The sequence below is a fragment of the Streptomyces sp. NPDC006551 genome (genome assembly GCF_040611675.1).
In the GTDB taxonomy this organism is placed as follows: Bacteria; Actinomycetota; Actinomycetes; order Streptomycetales; family Streptomycetaceae; genus Streptomyces.
The window spans coordinates 15,338-31,975 of record NZ_JBEXOT010000009.1 but is presented as its reverse complement, the minus strand read 5'-3'; the positions used below and the strand labels follow the sequence as shown (position 1 = coordinate 31,975).

General features: G+C 68.0%; 15 protein-coding genes and 3 pseudogenes. 9 read left to right on the top strand and 9 right to left on the bottom strand.

Annotated elements, in window-relative coordinates; all coding sequences use genetic code 11:
* Nucleotides 1-107: 107 nt before the first annotated feature.
* The gene (locus ABZY12_RS12170) at nt 108-482 is read left to right on the top strand and encodes a hypothetical protein (RefSeq protein WP_356889213.1); all 375 of its coding nucleotides are present in this window, start codon (nt 108-110) and stop codon (nt 480-482) included.
* Between the two features lie 165 nt (nt 483-647).
* On the opposite strand, the gene ABZY12_RS12165 is transcribed toward ABZY12_RS12170, so the two are convergent.
* Nucleotides 648-1,247, bottom strand: a complete 600-nt coding sequence (locus ABZY12_RS12165) for a hypothetical protein (RefSeq protein ID WP_356889212.1) — start codon at nt 1,245-1,247, stop codon at nt 648-650.
* Nucleotides 1,248-1,594: 347 nt separating this feature from the next.
* Here ABZY12_RS12165 and ABZY12_RS12160 point away from each other — a divergent pair.
* Nucleotides 1,595-1,785: pseudogene (locus ABZY12_RS12160) on the top strand (transposase); the annotation flags it as partial.
* Here the strand turns inward: ABZY12_RS12160 and ABZY12_RS12155 are convergent.
* Together ABZY12_RS12155 and ABZY12_RS12150 are read right to left on the bottom strand one after the other, a co-directional pair.
* Entirely contained in the window at nt 1,750-2,154 is a 405-nt protein-coding gene (locus ABZY12_RS12155) for a hypothetical protein (RefSeq protein ID WP_356889211.1), read from the bottom strand. The pseudogene ABZY12_RS12160 and the gene ABZY12_RS12155 overlap by 36 nt on opposite strands.
* Nucleotides 2,155-2,205: 51 nt before the next feature.
* Nucleotides 2,206-2,667, bottom strand: coding sequence for a hypothetical protein (locus ABZY12_RS12150; RefSeq protein ID WP_356889210.1), 462 nt, complete (start codon nt 2,665-2,667; stop codon nt 2,206-2,208).
* A 161-nt stretch (nt 2,668-2,828) separates the two neighbouring features.
* Between ABZY12_RS12150 and ABZY12_RS12145 the strand changes: the two genes are divergently transcribed.
* Entirely contained in the window at nt 2,829-3,515 is a 687-nt protein-coding gene (locus ABZY12_RS12145; protein ID WP_356889209.1) for a CPBP family intramembrane glutamic endopeptidase, read from the top strand.
* 238 nt (nt 3,516-3,753) lie between these two features.
* On the opposite strand, the pseudogene ABZY12_RS12140 reads toward ABZY12_RS12145, so the two are convergent.
* Together ABZY12_RS12140 and ABZY12_RS12135 are read right to left on the bottom strand one after the other, a co-directional pair.
* Nucleotides 3,754-3,867, bottom strand: a pseudogene (locus ABZY12_RS12140) (IS5/IS1182 family transposase); the annotation flags it as partial.
* A gap of 260 nt (nt 3,868-4,127) precedes the next feature.
* Nucleotides 4,128-5,057: a LysR family transcriptional regulator gene (locus tag ABZY12_RS12135; protein WP_356889208.1), complete on the bottom strand. Its 930-nt coding sequence runs from the start codon at nt 5,055-5,057 to the stop codon at nt 4,128-4,130.
* Nucleotides 5,058-5,259: 202 nt separating this feature from the next.
* Between ABZY12_RS12135 and ABZY12_RS12130 the strand changes: the two genes are divergently transcribed.
* The gene (locus ABZY12_RS12130) at nt 5,260-6,057 is read left to right on the top strand and encodes a trypsin-like serine protease (RefSeq protein ID WP_356889207.1); all 798 of its coding nucleotides are present in this window, start codon (nt 5,260-5,262) and stop codon (nt 6,055-6,057) included.
* A 627-nt stretch (nt 6,058-6,684) separates the two neighbouring features.
* On the opposite strand, the gene ABZY12_RS12125 is transcribed toward ABZY12_RS12130, so the two are convergent.
* On the bottom strand, nt 6,685-7,728 hold the full coding sequence (locus tag ABZY12_RS12125; protein WP_356889341.1) for a saccharopine dehydrogenase NADP-binding domain-containing protein: 1,044 nt from the start codon (nt 7,726-7,728) through the stop codon (nt 6,685-6,687).
* Between the two features lie 129 nt (nt 7,729-7,857).
* On the opposite strand from ABZY12_RS12125, the gene ABZY12_RS12120 reads away from it, so the two are divergent.
* Complete coding sequence (locus ABZY12_RS12120) at nt 7,858-8,793, top strand: helix-turn-helix domain-containing protein (protein ID WP_356889206.1); 936 nt, start codon at nt 7,858-7,860, stop codon at nt 8,791-8,793.
* Between the two features lie 76 nt (nt 8,794-8,869).
* A pseudogene (locus ABZY12_RS12115) lies at nt 8,870-9,302 on the top strand (transposase family protein); the annotation flags it as partial.
* Nucleotides 9,303-9,791: 489 nt separating this feature from the next.
* Here the strand turns inward: ABZY12_RS12115 and ABZY12_RS12110 are convergent.
* On the bottom strand, nt 9,792-9,947 hold the full coding sequence (locus ABZY12_RS12110) for a hypothetical protein (RefSeq protein WP_356889205.1): 156 nt from the start codon (nt 9,945-9,947) through the stop codon (nt 9,792-9,794).
* A gap of 817 nt (nt 9,948-10,764) precedes the next feature.
* Here ABZY12_RS12110 and ABZY12_RS12105 point away from each other — a divergent pair.
* The 3 genes from ABZY12_RS12105 to ABZY12_RS12095 all read left to right on the top strand — a co-directional run bounded on the left by ABZY12_RS12105 (nt 10,765) and on the right by ABZY12_RS12095 (nt 14,245).
* On the top strand, nt 10,765-12,492 hold the full coding sequence (locus ABZY12_RS12105) for a BCCT family transporter (RefSeq protein ID WP_356889340.1): 1,728 nt from the start codon (nt 10,765-10,767) through the stop codon (nt 12,490-12,492).
* 134 nt (nt 12,493-12,626) lie between these two features.
* On the top strand, nt 12,627-13,793 hold the full coding sequence (locus tag ABZY12_RS12100) for a hypothetical protein (RefSeq protein ID WP_356889204.1): 1,167 nt from the start codon (nt 12,627-12,629) through the stop codon (nt 13,791-13,793).
* On the top strand, nt 13,775-14,245 hold the full coding sequence (locus ABZY12_RS12095; protein WP_356889203.1) for a hypothetical protein: 471 nt from the start codon (nt 13,775-13,777) through the stop codon (nt 14,243-14,245). Before ABZY12_RS12100 ends, ABZY12_RS12095 begins: the two co-directional genes overlap by 19 nt.
* A gap of 339 nt (nt 14,246-14,584) precedes the next feature.
* Here ABZY12_RS12095 and ABZY12_RS12090 read toward each other — a convergent pair whose 3' ends face one another.
* Nucleotides 14,585-14,800, bottom strand: a complete 216-nt coding sequence (locus ABZY12_RS12090) for a hypothetical protein (protein ID WP_356889202.1) — start codon at nt 14,798-14,800, stop codon at nt 14,585-14,587.
* A gap of 56 nt (nt 14,801-14,856) precedes the next feature.
* Entirely contained in the window at nt 14,857-16,281 is a 1,425-nt protein-coding gene (locus ABZY12_RS12085; RefSeq protein WP_356889201.1) for a S8 family serine peptidase, read from the bottom strand.
* Nucleotides 16,282-16,638: the final 357 nt, after the last annotated feature.

Sequence of the window (16,638 nt, the reverse complement as noted above, 5' to 3'; positions counted from 1 at the left end):
GACTCCGGCACCGGTCGACAAACGCTGTCCTTAAGGACGCGATCGAAGCGCACCAGGCGTTTATCAGCCGCCGCCGTGCACTTCGACCGACCGAGGAATACCGGGCAGTGACACCAGACGAGTGGGAGCAGTTCCTCGGCCACTTCGAGCGCTGCAAACTCGCTTTCAGAGACTACGGACGAGCCTACGGAAGCGACTGCGTTCATGAGCATGCGTGCGTCCGCTGCCCCGTTCTGATCGTCTCCCCGACCGAGAGCCCTCGCGTCATCGAGATCCGCGACAACCTGGGAGAACGGATTGCGGAAGCTGAACGCGAAGGCTGGCTTGGTGAAGTCGAAGGTCTCTCCACCAACCTGGCCGCCGCTGAAGAGAAGATCGCACAACTCGATGCCCGTCAGGAAGCGAAGAACTCACCTGTCTTTCTGGGAGTTCCGACATGCCATCAACTCATCGCTCGGACGGTCGAAGGAACGAATCCCTGATCCGGTGTGACTGAGCGCTTCGCTCGGCCAGTTGAGCGTTTACCGGGCATGGTGTCGCCAGAGTTAGGCCGGTGAGCCCAGTTGGGTGATTCCGTACAGGCTTCCCACCCTGGTGGTTGAGTGCCAAGGTCTGGGTCCGGCATGGTCCAGGTCCTGGACGGCGTCCTACTCTACCGGCTCGCGCCAGGCGGCGACGAGATCGTGGAAGCGCGGGAAACGGGCACCCGGAACAGTCTCGTCACTGACCGTCTCGCCGTTGAGCCAGCAGATGTCGAAGACGTAGGTCTCGTTGTCGAGTAGGCAGCACACACCACCGGTGGCGGCGGTGAGGTCGCTGAACACCTGCCTGACGGTCGCGGACTGCATGAACATCCGGCTCATGTTCGATGTGGCCGCCATGAACTGCAGCGACGCGAAATTCGGGTGCTGTGTGGGCGAGAACGTGACAGTCAGGTAGATGTACCCGACCGACACTCGTCCCTGCTCGTCGACCCTGTCGGAATCCCGGAGGTGGAACTCGCGCACCGCTTCGTCGACGCCGATCATGACTGAGGTGTCCAGTTCGAGCGTGCCGCCTGCCGAACAGTCGACCGGTTCGCTCTTGAACCTCGAGGTGAACGGCACGATCAACTGCTCGCCGCTTGGCAGCGTGATCGGAAGCGGCGGCGTGTGGCGGCCTTGCGGGGCGAGCTCGGCCAGCCGCGTCAGTGCCCTCGCAACGTTCCGAGGAGGCATGAAGATCTCGTAGCTGTAGTCCAGCCCCATACCGCTTCGCCTCCCCATGTTCTGAGCTGAGATCCTTTCACGGTATGGACTGGTCGCCCAGTTGATTATTTGGGGGTGGCCGGCTTCACCCTCCAGGGGCCGGAAGGGGCGGGAACATCGGCTCGTCTCCGAAGCGATCAGCTCCGAGCAGAAGCGCCGCCGCCCACGGGGTGGTCACCGAGAACCTGGCAGCGGGTGAAGACGCCGATGTCGCGCGGCTCCGCCCGCCGCTCCAAGCCGTGACCTGACTGACGCCAACCGGAACATCGACGTGTCGCACGGATTGTGCCGACTGGCCTGGCGTGCTACCCACTACCGTGCCGCAGCGCGAGGGACAGACCGTAGTACACGGCTCCGGACTCGGTACCCACCGCTGGGTTGTCGAGCGCGTCTTCGCCACCTGCACTGGTTCCGCCGCCTGAGGATCCGCTGGGAGATCCGCGACGACATCCACGAAGCCTTCCTCACCTTGGGACGCGCGCTCATCTGCTGGCGACGCCTGTCACGGATGATTCGGGCCCTCGCCCTCTCGCAGTAGCCATTCCTTGACCGAAGGAGAACGGTCAAGGAGCTGGCTGACCTGCATGCCTTCTTCGCGTGAGGTCACCCCTGGCAGCGGGGTGAAGTCGGCGGGAAGCACGTCCAGCCAGCTCACCACGCGGTCTCCTGCACGCAGAGTGATCAACAGTTCGCACCGCAGCTGGCGTGGAACGTCCGGGCGATGGGACAGGCTGTTCCACAGGGCCGGCCACAGGTAGTGGGTGCCATCGGGCGCCGCATTCGCCCGCACCCACGCCGGGTCCAGTCGCGAGTTCAGGCTGAGGTCACACGCCCGCTCCTCCAGCCTGAACAGCGAGGCCGAATCGATGACTTTGACCTCTCGAGGCAGCGGCTGATCGAAGGGCATCACCTCATGCTGCCCGACAGCACCCCACGACGAGGAACCGACCCCAACAAGTCATTCCATTAGGAGTCCTAAGCCCTCGTAAGCAGGGCCACCGCAGCCTGCCCTGCGACAGCAGCGGCAACAGGCGACGTCACCACAGGTAAGGAAGCTTCGGACATCGTCATAGCCGTCGAGGGCCCGACCGTCCACATCCGACGGGTCCGCCTCGGCCCGCGCTGCCAGCGACTGCGCCAGGGCACGGGCCTCATCGCTGAGATGCCCAAAGCGTCGAGCGGTATGGCCCAGGCACAGCCCAGCCAGCCCGAGCAGCGGACTACCCGAAACAGCCCGCGTCCCGACCTGCACGCACCAGTGCTCGACGAACTCCGCGTCGTCGTCGTTCAACGCGGTGCCGACCAGGATTCCCGCCGCCTCGCCCTCAGCTGAGCGGTCATGCAGAGCTCGCTCCAACGCCTCGACCACCACCCCGTGAGGCAGCGCGGGAGGGTTCTCGAAGCTCAGATGAGAATGCATACCGCGAGACTACGCGGACCGCATCCAACGGCTACCTGCCGCGGACCCGTCCGGCAGGACGGGGCGAACGTTGCTTGATGCGGCACCGGTACGAGAACAGGGCCGCCGGACGGCGCGTTGCGGAGCCGCGGGTCGCGAACGTCGGCGATCCTTGTGCGGCCATGTGGATGCTGCTCTTGGCCGTCGTGGTGCTCGCGGCCGTGAACGCGCTCAACGCCCTGCTCGCACCCGGTTGGTACGTGCCGGTCTGTGGAGTCGCGGCCGGGTTGCTTGTGCTGATCGCCCGCCGGTCCGGGCTCACTTGGGCGGATCTGGGGCTCGGCAGGGCCGCGGCCCGCCGCGGTCTGCGCTGGGGCCTGGTCCTGGCCGGAGCCGTTCTCGTGGTCTATCTGGTGGGCCTGGCCCTGCCGTTTACCCGGGAGGCGTTCCAGGACGAGCGGGCCGCGGGTCTGTCTCCCGGCGAACTGGTGTACCGCGTGCTGGTCCGCGTACCGCTCGGCACGGTGCTGCTTGAGGAAATCGCATTTCGCGGCGTGTTGTGGGCCATGGTTCGGCGACGATGGGGGCCTGTATGGGCCACCGTCGCTGCCTCGGTGCTCTTCGGGCTCTGGCACGTACGGCCGTCACTCGGGCTCACGCGCGCGAATGCGGCGGCCCAATCGGTCTTCGGAGCCGGCCAGGTCGGCGTCGCCCTGTCCGTGACAGCGGCGGTCGCGGGCACCGCCCTCGCCGGTGTGCTCTTCTGCGAGCTCCGCCGCCGCTCCGGCAGCCTCATCCCACCCGTGGCGCTGCACTGCGCCCTCAACAGTCTGGGTTACGCGCTCGCCTGGGCGGCGAGTCGCTGGTGAGCCTGATGGGCGCACCTCGGTGCGTCAACGGTGCGCCGGCGCTCGTAGGTCCATTACTGCCGCACTCCCGGGTCGTCACTCACCGCTACACGTCCGTCTGTCGTATCAGTACGAGCGGCCCCCCGGGACGACCGTTCCGCGACCGCGGAATCCATCCAGAGGACATCCGTCTCGGGCGGCGCCGTACGCTTAGCTGACAGCGCTTCACCGGCTGAAGCCCGGCCCTGGTGCGCACGTCGCGCATGGCCAAACCACGCCACTGCTTGAGTCGGTTGATGCATCGCTCGACAGTGTTGCGCTGCTCGTATGCCTCGGCATCGAAGCCGGACGGGCGTTCTCCTGCACCGCCTCGCCGCAGGTGGTGTGTCCGATACTGGTGAATGGGGCCAGCTCGTCCTGGTGCAGCTGCCTGCGTGTCGCGTCCACGCTCGATGACGCCACCGTGGAGTTGAAGAACAGGGCGATCGCTGCTGCGAGGGCCGACATCGCCGCTGCCCCAAGGCCGCGAGGGTGTGGCCGAGTCCGCGTGGATGCCGAGCCGACGCCGGCGATGCGCCGGTAGGCGGACGTCTCCGGCGGCGTGCAGCCGACGTGCTCTGGCGGTGGGGGAGGTCACTCGATCAGTGGCGCCATCGCGTGGTAGGCCGGAACTTGCCCGGCTGCCTCCCGATAGGCCGCGATCAAGTCGTCGTGGACGGTGTCCAACTCGGTTTCGGTACGTGCGGCCAGCAGCCAGCGCCATCCGATCGGGTCGCCTGCAAGGCGCCGCGTCACCACACCGTCCCAGCCGGTCGAGGTGGCCTGGCAGACAGTGACGGCTTCACCGGTGGCGACCAGCAGGGCGGCGGTGGAGTAGTCGCCGTGCAGCAGCCGTGGTGTCAGACCGGCCAAGAGAAGTGCTCGGTACAGGCTCTCCCACTCCCCGTCGGCCGTCCTGTCCATCATCCACCGCTCCTCCTTCAGGTCCTCCAGTCGTACGGTCTCCTGGCGGGCGACCGGGTGATGCTCGGCGATGGCCAGGAACCCCGGCTCACGCTCCAGCAGGACGCGCTGCCGCAGGCCGGGCGGGAAGCGCAGATGGGTGCCGTCCATCTCATGTACGTAAGCCACATCGAGCTGGCCGGCAGCAACCATTCGCAGCAGCGCATTCGAGGACACGTCGGTCTGGACGGCTGGTACGGACTCGGGATGGCGGTCGCGGAACCGACGCGCCCAGCCGGTCAGGACACGGCTGGGTGTGGAGCCGATGCGTAGTTGTGGCGTCTGAGCGGCGCGGGCGGCCACAGCACGCATGTCAGCGGTCAGGCCGGTCATTTCGGCCAGCAAGGGGCGGCCCCGGGCAAGGAGCTGGTGTCCGAACACGGTGGGACGGCAGCCGTCCGACTGCCGGATGAACAACTGCCCGCCAAGCGCCTGCTCGATCCGGCGCAACTGTGCGGTCACCGAAGGCTGGGCCATCCCAAGCACACGTGCCGCTTTGTGCAGGCTACCGGCGTCAGCGATGGCGCACACGACCCGCAGATGCCGTACCTCCAGCTCCATAGCGGGAGCGTAGGTCCGCAGGGAGTTGTGGGTCTAGATCTTGAGCGGACGCGAGAGGCGGGCCCGGGCTCGGCGGTCGTTCCGCCTGGCTGATAGCACCGGGCTATCAGGAGACAGCAGCCTCCACACCACCGCCTCTCCCGGCTCACACTCATCCCGCACCACGTCGCTTCCCCACGACCGAACTCGAGGAGCTCACCGTATGAAGCCCCCCATGCCGTCCCCGCGCATAGCCGCCTGCGCGCTCGGTCTCGTCGTCACTGCCGTCCTCGGCGCCGTGGGCCAGGCCACTGCGGCCCCGGCCGACGCCCGCACGTACACCGCCACCGCGGGTGGCGCCGGAGCCGCCATCACAACGTCCTCCTCTCCGATGACGCGCAAGGCCATGCCCATCATCGGCGGCGACCAGATCCAGGCACAGACGTACCACGCCCGCGTGTTCCAGAACGGGCGGGGAATGTGCACCTCAACCCTGGTGTCCTCCCGCCATATCCTGACCGCCAGGCACTGCGTCGAGCAGCCCGCGCAATACGCCTTCCGCATCGGCAGCACCTATGCGGAGAGCGGGGGGACCACGGCCGCCGCCGCCCGGATCACCCTGCATCCGTCGGCGGATCTCGCGATGGTCCGGCTTGACCGGGACGTCAGCAACACGCCCGCGCCCATCGCCAGCGCCTACCCGCGGACCGGCTCCCACGTCTCCGTCTACGGATGGGGCGCCACATGCGGCCCCCAGCAGTACGAGGCCCACTGCCAGTCACCGACCCTCAAAACCGCCACCATGCGCATGACCGGCCTGGCCCCCGACCTCTACGGCGGCACCGCACTCCACCTGGAAGCCGTCGACGGTGTCGGGGCCGGCGGCGACTCCGGCGGTCCTGCGATGACCGGCGGCTCCGTGGTCGGGGTGGCCTCCACCAGTGACCGGCAGACCTTCACCCGGTACACCGCCACCGCCCCGTACATCGAGTGGATGAGGTCCGTAGCGGCCAACGGCTGACCCACGGCGCAGAAGAAGGAACCGCTGAAAGGCGTGGGGCCCGCACCGATACGGGTGCGGGCGCCCACCGATATGAGGTCGAATTCCCAGTCGGTCAGCCACAGTGTCGGCCTCCTCCAGCCGCGCCTGAGGCCTTGCCACGGCGGCTACTCCCGCGCAGCGGGCAGCGCCACTGCGAAAAGCAAAGGCGTCTCGAGGAGGCGAGCCGTCCCCGGCTTGGGGGTTTCGACCTCTGAGTCAAAGTGGGTTGGCTCTTTCGCCGGCAACTCGGCGAGGCTCATCTCTTGCCCAAGGGAAACGTCGCAGAAGGGCGTGTCACCGAAGTTTCGCACCGTGTGAGACGGCTGACCCTGATCAGGCGGTTCCCAGCCTCGTCAGGCTCGTAGTTGGTGCTCACCCAAGGCGTAGCTCATGACTCGCGGTTCTCGCTCGATTTCTCCAGAGTGATCGCTGGGCCGTCACCCAGGGTGGCCGCTTCACAGAAGCTGAGCCAGAACCCGGTTCGGGCGGCGTCTATTCAGCACTTCGGACAGTGCTCGTGACGGTGAGGGGATCGAACGAGGTCGTCGATGTGCATGTCGTCACGGCTCCTTTAGGCCGCGCTCGACGGAAGGCGGATAACTCGGGTCAGGCGATCTGCTCCTGGGAGTGCAGGTCGAACGTGATACGGGGGGCGAGCGCCCGCAGGAAGTCAGGGGCGTCGAAGATCTCGCCGGCAGAGGTGACGCCCACGGCCTTGATGCGACCGGTGAGGACGCGGTCGAGGGCTTCGACGACGAGGGGCGCGGTGATGGCGTAGATGTCCTGGCCGGCGGCTGTGGCCCGGCGTTCGGCGCCACCTGAGCGGACGACGACGTCGACGAGGAAGGTCTGCTCGGAGCGTCCGCTCTCGTCGGCGGCGGTCGGGGCCGGTGTGTCAGGGGCGGCGACGTCGCGGGCCGCCTCGGCGCTCATGTAGGTGGTCACGTCGGGAATGGACAGGTGCTGGGGGACGGTCACGACGTCCGCCATGGTGAACTCCGCGACCACGGAACGGCGTCCCACCGGCTTCGGGAAGGTCCACTCCGCGGTGGGCGCGGCATCGGTGCGGTGCTCCCACTGTCCGCCGCGGTAGCGCAGGCGAAAGTTGCCTCGCCGCTCGCGGGAGACCGCACCCGACAGCCGGGTGCCGGCGGTGGGGTGCCAGTTGCTGAGCGCGTAGGCGATATGGGCCTCGTCGGCCGAGGTCCAATCGCCCATCGCCGCGGTGGCCAGCAGGTCGCCGAGCCCGCCAAAGAAGGCCATGGCCGGGACGATCACCGCTCCCGTATCCCGGGCCCGCTCGCGGAAGTGCGCGAAGGTGTCAAGGTTGGCCTCGATCTCGGCGGCCACATCCAGGTACGGAATCCCGGCCCGGAGCGCGGCTTCGATCACCGGGCCGGTGGTCGAAGCGAACGGGCCGGCACAGTTGATGACCGCCACTGCACCGGCCAGTGCCCGATCCAGCGAGGCCGGGTTGTCGACCGACGCCACCCGGGCCGCCAGCCCGTGTTCGTCGGCCAGTTCGCCCAGCGCCTGCGCGTCGCGTCCGGACAGCACCGGAACGAACCCGCGCGCGGCGAGCTCCGCGACCACGAACTGTCCGGTGTGACCGTATGCGCCGAACACCGCCACCAGTCGGCCTGACTCCATGAGACTGCTCCCGTGTACTCGATTGTCCGCTGCGATGTCGATCCGCTGGCGGTTTGACACCCACATCCTGTCCCGCCGACGGGACCCCGCACCATCGTCGGAAACGACATGCCGCATACACTTTCGGACATGCATCGCGTCGCGCTGGCCGTCACCGACGGCATGCTCCACTACGAACTGTCCGTGGCCCTCGAGATTTTCGGAGCAGACCTGACTCACGTCGTGGACCCCTGGTACGACTTCGTCCTCTGCGGACCCGGCCCGGTGCGCATCAACCGCTTCCACCTGGAGCCCGACCGCGGACTCGACCACCTCCCGCAGGCAGACACCGTGCTCGTGCCCGGCTGGGCCGACACCGACCGCGAACCTCCGGCGGAACTGGTCGACGCGGTACGCGCCGCCCACGCGGCAGGCGCCCGGGTGGCCTCACTGTGCACCGGCGCCTTCATCCTGGGTGCCGCCGGCCTGCTCGACGGAAGGCGCGCCACCACCCACTGGGCCCACACCGGGGAGCTGGCCCGGCGACACCCGGCCGCCACCATCGATCCGGACGTCCTCTACGTCGACAACGGCGACGTCCTCACCTCGGCAGGCAAAGCCGCCGCCATGGACCTGTGCCTGCACCTGGTCCGCCTCGACCACGGCTCGGCCAACGCCAACAAAATCGCCCGCCGCCTGGTCATCCCCCCGCACCGCGACGGCGGCCAGGCCCAGTTCATCACCACCCCCCTCCCCGAGCCGGGCAACCACCCCCTCGGCGAGCTCTTCCCCTGGGCCCTCCAACGCCTCGACCAGCCCCTCACCGTCGAGGACCTCGCCCGCCGGGCCGGCCTGAGCTCACGCCACCTGGCCCGCCACTTCAAGCACCTCACCGGCACCACGCCCCTGCAGTGGCTCCACACCCAACGCATCCGCCGCGCCCAGGAGTTGCTGGAGACCACCGACGCCACCGTCGACACCGTCGCCGAGGCCGCCGGAATGGGCACCGCCACCACCCTGCGCCGCCACTTCCAGCGCACCGTAGGCGTCCCGCCCGACACCTACCGCCGTACCTTCCGCCCCTGAAGGAACAGTTCCAAGGAACCGGTGGCCAACACCGAACGCCACCGAGGCACAGTGCTGCCCATGATGGCCGACCCGGCGGTATTACCGGTTCTCCGCGAATGTGCAGGTCGTCATCGATGCCGACACCAAGCTCGTCATCGCGGGCGGCCAGGCCGTTCCCCGGGACGACCGCGGACGCGAAGGCGTGGCGGGACTCCGGCCTGACCGAGCGATGTGAAGGCGTGACCGCGCTCGGCGACGGGGCCTACATCAACACCGGGCTTGTCGTCCCGCACCACAACCGTCCCGGTCGGGCACTCCTGCTTGGTGAGGAAGAGAACAACGCCGAGCACCGACGGGTCCGGGCCCGCGTCGAGCACGCCTTCGCCCGCATGAAGCACGACAAGATCCTCCGCGACTGCCGACTGCCGACTGCCGACTGCCGACTGCCGACTGCCGACAGCGCGGCAACGGGCTCCACCCCGCCGTCCAAGCCGTCCCACATGCACAACCTCGCCCTCGCCGCATGACCAGACCCGCCGCACACCCAATCTGACGTGCCTGAACACAGCCTTCTGCAACATGCTTTACGAGCTCGTGCATGGTATGTGGCTCTCGCCCGCCACCTCGGTCGGCCGGAGTCAACAGCTGGTGATGACAGCACATCAGGATGGCGGTGGGGCACGGTTCCGGGGCCAGCTGACCGGCCGGGAGCCTGGCCCCGTCACTGTGCGTCGATCTTCGGGGCTCGTAGGCTCGCACCCTGGTAGTTCGGTCAACGGGTGTTCATGGCCCTCGCGGTACACCCGGCGGATCTGGCCCCGACCGCCGTGACAGATCATGCTGGCCAAGTGGCGGGACTCCTGCACCGTAAGGGGTCAGGGACAGGCCCGCGAGCACATCCGTACGCATCGCCCCCCCACAGCGCCCCAGTCCAGCGGCCGGGCGCGGGGGTCCGCCCACCGGTTCGACGGGGAGGCGCACAAATCGCCGCGCGTTCAGGGCGCGGTGCAGCTGCTCTACTCCAGCACGCACACCACGTACGCATTGCGGTCGACCGCGCCCTGCGGCAGCTTAAACTCCGCGCGTTTCCACATGTCGGGCACCAGCTCAGCGTCGACCTCGCAGGGCAGCTGCGGTCGATCCTCGACCCGGCGCCCGGAGAGCGCGGTCACGCGGCGCACCGCCTTGGATGCGCCGCCTGGCCGGGGCGGCGCCCAGCGCGCCCCACTCGCCCAGCAGCGCCAGAAAGGGGCGCACGGTGTTGTAGCGCAGGGCCACCTTCTCTCACATCGCCGCCTTGGCCGAGCCGTCGTCCTCGGGTACCAGGGTCCCGCGCCGCGTACCGGGCCGCTCCCGCGCTTACACCGGCGCTGGCCAGTGCTCGTACACCGTCGACCAGCGCTCCGGACACCGCTTCCGCGTGCTGTCCTTCGCCCCGAACTTGCTGACCATCGGTGCTCGGCGTACGAGAGCCGGTGGCAGTCGACGCCTGGCGCGCGCCTGCGGGGCTGGGCAATGCGGCGGACCGGCTCGGCGAGCGCCGCGGCCCGTCCGACGTCCCGGTGAACGGCCAGCCGCTGGTCCTCGGAAAGATCACGGTGCTCCCGTACCTCGGCGTGCGCGAGCGTACGGTGGAAGACAGCCGTCTCCTGGGCGCTCCAGGGCCGGCGCTGCTCGTACACCACGGCCATGCGTCTTCCAGGCAGTGCTGTCAGAATCCCCCGCCGATCCGGCGCTGCACGAGGTGGCTGCCCGGGCCGGCCGCGACGGGACCTTCCTACGGCGGCGGCAGTCGCAGCGAGCTCTCGTGCCGCTCCTTCTCGATACACGTGCGGCCTATCACCTCACAGAAGGGTGAGCTCGGCGCCTGTTGATGCCGAGACAGGTGTGTGCGCCGTGGTAGGGGATAGCAGGAGCCAATTCGGGCCGTGATCGCGAAGGGTGCTGCTTGTGTCTCAGGAGCAACGCAAACGGGGCCAAAGGTTGCGGCTGCCGGTGAAGGCGGCCCTGCCAGGCCGCCACCCGCACGAGGACCAGGCGCCCGTCACCGACCGGGTGGTCTTCGGGGTCACGGCCGTGCTGACCTTGGGTTTTGTGATCTGGGGCGCCACGGCCACCGGCGCCCTGGAGAGCGTCTCCGACACCCTGCTGGACGCCCTGATGCACAACGGCGGCTGGGCGTTCGTCCTGGCCGCCTCCGGATTCGTCGTCTTCGCGCTCTGGCTCGCCATCAGCCGGTACGGACGGATCGAGCTGGGCCAGGAGCACGAGAAGCCGGAGTTCAGCACCGTCTCCTGGGTCGCCATGATGTTCAGCGCCGGCATGGGCATCGGCCTGATGTTCTACGGCGTCAGCGAACCCCTCGCGCACTACACCACTCCGCCGCCGGGCACCGACCCCGCCGACTCGGCGGACGCCATGCAGACGGCGCTCGCCACCACGCTCTTCCACTGGACGCTGCACCCGTGGGCCATCTACGCGGTGGTCGGTCTGGCCATCGCGTACAGCACATTCCGGCGCCGCAGGCGACAGACGATCAGCGCCGTCTTCGTCCCACTCATCGGGAAGAAGCGCGCGGAGGGCGGACCCGGCCGGGTGATCGACATCCTGGCGATCTTCGCCACGCTGTTCGGCTCGGCCACGTCCCTGGGACTCGGCGCGCTCCAGATCGGCAGCGGCATGCACGAGGTGGGCTGGCTGAGCAAGGCTGGGACGGGGCTGCTCGTCACCATCATCGGCGTGCTGACGGTCTGCTTCGTCTTCTCCGCCGTCTCCGGCGTGGAGAAGGGCATCCAGTGGCTCTCCAACACCAACATGGTGCTGGCCGTGATCCTCGCGGCCTTCGTGTTCATCGTCGGCCCCACCATCCTGGTCCTCGACCTGATCCCCACCTCCCTCGCCGCGTACTTCGACGAGCTGCCGCAGCTGATCGGCCGTACCGAGGCGTCCACCGGCGGCGGTGACGTCGCCGACTGGCTGAGCAGCTGGACGGTCTTCTACTGGGCCTGGTGGATCTCCTGGACGCCGTTCGTCGGCATGTTCATCGCCCGCATCAGCCGGGGACGCACGATCCGTCAGTTCGTCGGCGGCGTCATCCTGGTGCCCAGCACCGTAAGTCTGGTCTGGTTCGCCGTCTTCGGCGGTACGGCCATGCGCCTGAAGGAGCAGGGAAGCCTCGGCGAGGCGACCACGCCCGAGGCGCAGCTCTTCGGCGTGCTCCAGGAATTCCCGATCGCCGGCGTGACGAGCCTGCTCGTGATGATTCTGGTCGGCATCTTCTTCGTCTCCGGCGCCGACGCGGCGTCGATCGTGATGGGCACCCTCTCCCAGAAGGGCACTTTCGAACCTGCCCGGTTCATCGTCGTCTTCTGGGGCGTGGTGACCGGTGGCGTGGCGGCTGTGATGCTGCTCGTCGGCGAGGGCAAGGGCGATGCCCTCGCGGGCCTGCAACACCTGACGATCCTCGTCGCGGCCCCGTTCGTCCTGGTGATGATCGGCATGTGCTGGGCCCTCTTGCGGGACCTCCGCCGGGACCCGTTGATCGTCCGCCAAGAACTCGCCGAAGAGGCGGTGGAGGAAGCCGTGATCGCGGGCCACGAGGAGTACGCGGGCGACTTCGAGATCCGCATCGGCCCGGCGCAGGGCGAGGCCCCTCCAGGGGACACGCAGGACGGACGTGACCACAAAGACCCGGGAGCCCCGCCTCCGGCCTCCTGACAGGTAGCGGCGGCCACTGTGCCGGTCCCAGTCGAGACAAGGCCCAGGTCAGCGACCTGGGCCTTGTCTCATTGTCACCGATCGCCGTGCTGTGGCTGTGACCCCGACCAGGTCGCGGAGACAGCTGCAACGACGTGAAGAATGGCACCCTCTCAGCGAAGGTCAGCCTTCCGGCCTCCACCGAAGGCTCTGTGCTGCTCGCCGCGACAGCCGCAGCATCCGGCCCCGTCGGCGACTTCAAGGCCACCTCACTCGCCCCGTCCGCCGCCTGGTCCGCCGGCGGCTCCAACGGTGCCTTCAACTGGAACTACGAGATCACCACGCCAGATGTGCCGGGAGGTGTAGGGCCCTTCCTGAAGCCGGATTACTCCTCGCAGTCCATCGACGGCCGTACGGCCGCCACGAACAACCAGGCCAACGCCATCGGTGACGGCTGGTCGATGGAACCCGGCTACATCGAGCGCCAGTACATCTCCTGCACCGACGACAAGACGGGCAGCAACAACACCACCGCCAAGGTCGGCGACCTGTGCTGGAAGAAGGACAACGCCGTCCTCAACCTCAGCGGCAGAACCAACCAGCTCGTGCGCGACACCGCATCCGGTGAGTGGCACCTTGAGAGCGACGATGGCACCGAGATCGTCAAGCTGACCAGCTCGACGAACAACAACGGTGACAACAACGGCGAGCACTGGAAGGTGACCACGCCCGACGGCACCCAGTATTTCTTCGGCCTGAACCGACCCACCGGCTGGATCGCGGGCAAGGAAGAGACCCGTTCCACCTGGACCGTCCCCGTCTTCGGCAACCATGCCGGCGAGCCCTGCTACGCAGCCGCGTTCAAGGACGCCTGGTGCCAGCAAGCATGGCGCTGGAACCTCGATGCCGTCATCGACCCGCACGGCGACGCCATGACGTACTACTGGGGCGAAGAGGCCAACCATTACGGCCGCAACGTCGACCCGAACACCGGCCCCTCCACCGCAACCCCCTACGACCGCGGCGGCTACCTCAGGCGCATCGAGTACGGTCTTCGCTCCACCAACCACTACGCGCAGCCGTCCGCCAAGGTTGATTTCACCAACACCGAACGCTGCCTGTCGGACTGCGGCGTCTTCGACCAGGCACACGCGAAGAACTGGCCCGACGTCCCGTTCGACCAGTACTGCGCTGCCGGGACGGAATGCAAGGACCGCTACTCACCTTCATTCTGGACGAGACTGAAGCTCAGCGAGATCGCCACGTACGTGTGGTCCGGCGGTGGATACAAGCCGGTCGACACGTGGGCCATGACCCACTAGTTCCCCCCACCGGCGATGGCAGCAGCCCTGCCCTGTGGCTGGCGTCGATCACCCGCAGTGGCCACACCGGCACAGGCAAGGTCCCGCTGCCCCCAGTCACTTTCAAGGGCAAGACGTACCCGAACCGGGTCGAGGGCGCGACAACCGGTGGCGACCCTGATCCCGTCCCGCCCATGTGGCGCTACCGCGTCTGGGGTATCGACACCGAAACCCGTGGCACCATCGGAGTCACCTACTCCCCGCAGGACTGCAAGGCCGGCGACGTGCCTTCCCCCTCTTCCAACACCCGCCGCTGCTACCCCATCAAATGGTCGCCGCCAGACGCTCCGGCAGCGAACTACACGCCATACCTCGACTGGTTCCACACCTACGTCACCACCCAGGTCCTGGAAACCGACGTCATCTGCTGCTACAGACGACTTGTCCGCCTCACCGCATGGGACACGGTCTGAGTATCCCCATCCCCCCGCGCCCCCACGTGTTCGCCAGGGCCGTGAACTAGTGCTGCGGCCGGAAAGGTTGGCCTTCGCGGCTCGTCGGGCAACCATGCGCGACCCGTGCGCGGCCCGGTGCGGATTCTTCCGCCCCAGGCGAGGCGAATCTGGGCTGTACAGAAGGAGCGACTTCCTCGGCTACGTCTTCGGCCTGGACGTGGCCGGCCGACGGCGAAATCTTCATGTCGGGCATCTCGAGGCATTTCGGTCGGCTCTCGGCCGCCATGGCAACGAGTCAGATCCGAGCCCCGCCCCTCGGCCGAGCTCCCGTCCTCTTCCGGCGCGGGCCGGATGCCCTCAGTGCGGCTCGAACGGCGAACTCGGATACGCGGCTGCGGTGATCCCGGCATGGTCGAGCTGCGCGGGAAGGTCGACGGGGCCGTCGACGTAGACGACCTTCTCGTCGGTCCCATGGGGAACGGGAGCCCGATCACTGATCGAGGCCACACCGGCCAGCTGTGCTGCGAGCAGGTCGACGTCCACGTCGGCAGCGACAACGAGCAGCCATTTCATCGGTGTCCTCCGGATCGCACCGCGAGATACGGCACCGGCATGAGTCAGTTGGTGCCTCAGCACTTGTGCAGCAGGTGCCAGTAGGAGGCGGCCACATTCAGGATGCCGCGCCCGTATCCCGCGTCCCAGGCTGTCCCGGTGACGTTGATGAGGCCGGCCGTGAGCGCGTCGCGCAACTCCTGCGGGGACATCCCGGGGAAGGCGGACAGCAACAGAGCCGCCGCCCCCGCCGCGAGCGGAGCGGAGGCCGACGTCCCGTTGTCGAACTCGGCCACGTCCGTGCCACCGGGCCGGCCGGGCCCGAAGTTTCCGAAGAAATGTGTGTAGGTGGCGAGGTCGGGCTTCTTGGGTTCGAACATTCCGGGGCCCTCGGCGGAGTAACCAATGCGTTCGTGAAAGCTGTTCACCGCCGCGACGGTGATGACCTCGGCGAGACTGTTCGACGCATGGATCGACTTCCCTGGCCCGATGCCGCTCGGTTTGCACCTGCTGCTGGGGCACTGGGAACCGCAGTTGCCTGCGGAGAAGAACGCGGCCACGCCGGACGCCACGACCTCGCGCACCTTGCGGTGGAGCGGGTGATCGATGTCGTGGATTTCGCTTCCGGGTGACTCTTCGGGGGGAGGGACCGAGGCGTAGCCGTAGCTGCTGGTGGTCAAGTGGGGCGTCCCGTCGATGCGGCGCTGGTCGAGGACGGCCTGGAACATCGCCAGGGCGCCCCCCGAGTCCGGGACTCCGATGAACGGGTAGTCGTACAGGCGGGCCGCCGGCGCGGCGACCAGTACGTCCGCGGCGCACATGGACCCGTGACTGGTGACCGGTGCCGAACCGGGGTAGGTGTCACTGCCGATGTGCGTGAAGCCGCCCACTACCGGGTACGTCGCTCCATCCACACCTTCATCGAGGATGCCGACCGTGACGTTTTGGCCGCGCAAGCCGTCTCGCCACAATGCGGACACACCGAGAAGGTGTCGGACCACCTCGGTGTCGACCGCAGGCCGGAAAGGCCGGCAGTCGACACCGGCGCGGGATCGGGCGCGGTCGAAGGCTTCGGCCGCGGTCCGCTTCGTCCCCGGACACGCTGAGGTCCCCTCACCGCTGTGCAGTTGCAGACGCGAGTTCGGCCAGACCCCCACCACGCCGCTGCGCTCCCTGAGGGCCTCCAGGTTGCCCCGGTCGACCTCCACGGGCAACACAACGGTGACGGGAGGCATGTCGTCATTGGTCTCCGGCCGCCCGAAGGCAGAGAGCCCGGAGGGGGGAGGGGCGGAGGAGCCGGCTCCTGGCATCGGCGGGGTGAACATCGGGATCACCAGCAAGGTCGGATCCGGCTCCACCCCGAGCCCGGTGACCGGTGTGAGCGCACGGGTGATCTGCGCGTAGGCGCTGCTCTCCGATCCGGCTGCGTCCTCGAAGGCGGCGAAACCGCCGGTGTAGGCGTCTTGCACCTGCACCTCCAGCAACACTCTGGTTTTCGCCATGCGGACTCTTCCTCGTGCGGTGACACCCGGTCGTGGCGGGGTGTGGGTACCTTTCCCTTCTGGTAGCCGTCACGACTCAAGGATCTGCGCGTCGGACGCCGTACTCACCCGGACGGCGTCTTCGACGGGCCGGCCGTCGATGTGCTGTGGTTGCTGCCGCTCGGCCCGAAAAGACATGGCAGCCGGCCCGGGGCGGCTGCCGTTCGGAGTATCTCGTGCGGCTGTCCGAGGGAGTGGCAGGCGCCGCGGTGGCTGGAGAACAGGCTTTCACCTAGTTTGGGGCCCATGGGCCGATGGCAGCCCGAGCGTCGTGAATTCGCCGGTGGATGTCAGGCAGCCGCTCTCCGAAGGATCCCC

Bases quoted from the DNA above. Each gene is read 5' to 3' on its own strand.
- ABZY12_RS12130 (WP_356889207.1), top strand. From the start codon at position 5,260: ATGAAGCCCCCCATGCCGTCCCCGCGCATAGCCGCCTGCGCGCTCGGT.
- ABZY12_RS12165 (WP_356889212.1), bottom strand. From the start codon at position 1,247: ATGGGGCTGGACTACAGCTACGAGATCTTCATGCCTCCTCGGAACGTT.
- ABZY12_RS12085 (WP_356889201.1), bottom strand. From the start codon at position 16,281: ATGGCGAAAACCAGAGTGTTGCTGGAGGTGCAGGTGCAAGACGCCTAC.
- ABZY12_RS12090 (WP_356889202.1), bottom strand. From the start codon at position 14,800: ATGAAATGGCTGCTCGTTGTCGCTGCCGACGTGGACGTCGACCTGCTC.
- ABZY12_RS12135 (WP_356889208.1), bottom strand. From the start codon at position 5,057: ATGGAGCTGGAGGTACGGCATCTGCGGGTCGTGTGCGCCATCGCTGAC.
- ABZY12_RS12150 (WP_356889210.1), bottom strand. From the start codon at position 2,667: ATGCATTCTCATCTGAGCTTCGAGAACCCTCCCGCGCTGCCTCACGGG.
- ABZY12_RS12125 (WP_356889341.1), bottom strand. From the start codon at position 7,728: ATGGAGTCAGGCCGACTGGTGGCGGTGTTCGGCGCATACGGTCACACC.
- ABZY12_RS12145 (WP_356889209.1), top strand. From the start codon at position 2,829: ATGTGGATGCTGCTCTTGGCCGTCGTGGTGCTCGCGGCCGTGAACGCG.
- ABZY12_RS12120 (WP_356889206.1), top strand. From the start codon at position 7,858: ATGCATCGCGTCGCGCTGGCCGTCACCGACGGCATGCTCCACTACGAA.
- ABZY12_RS12155 (WP_356889211.1), bottom strand. From the start codon at position 2,154: ATGCCCTTCGATCAGCCGCTGCCTCGAGAGGTCAAAGTCATCGATTCG.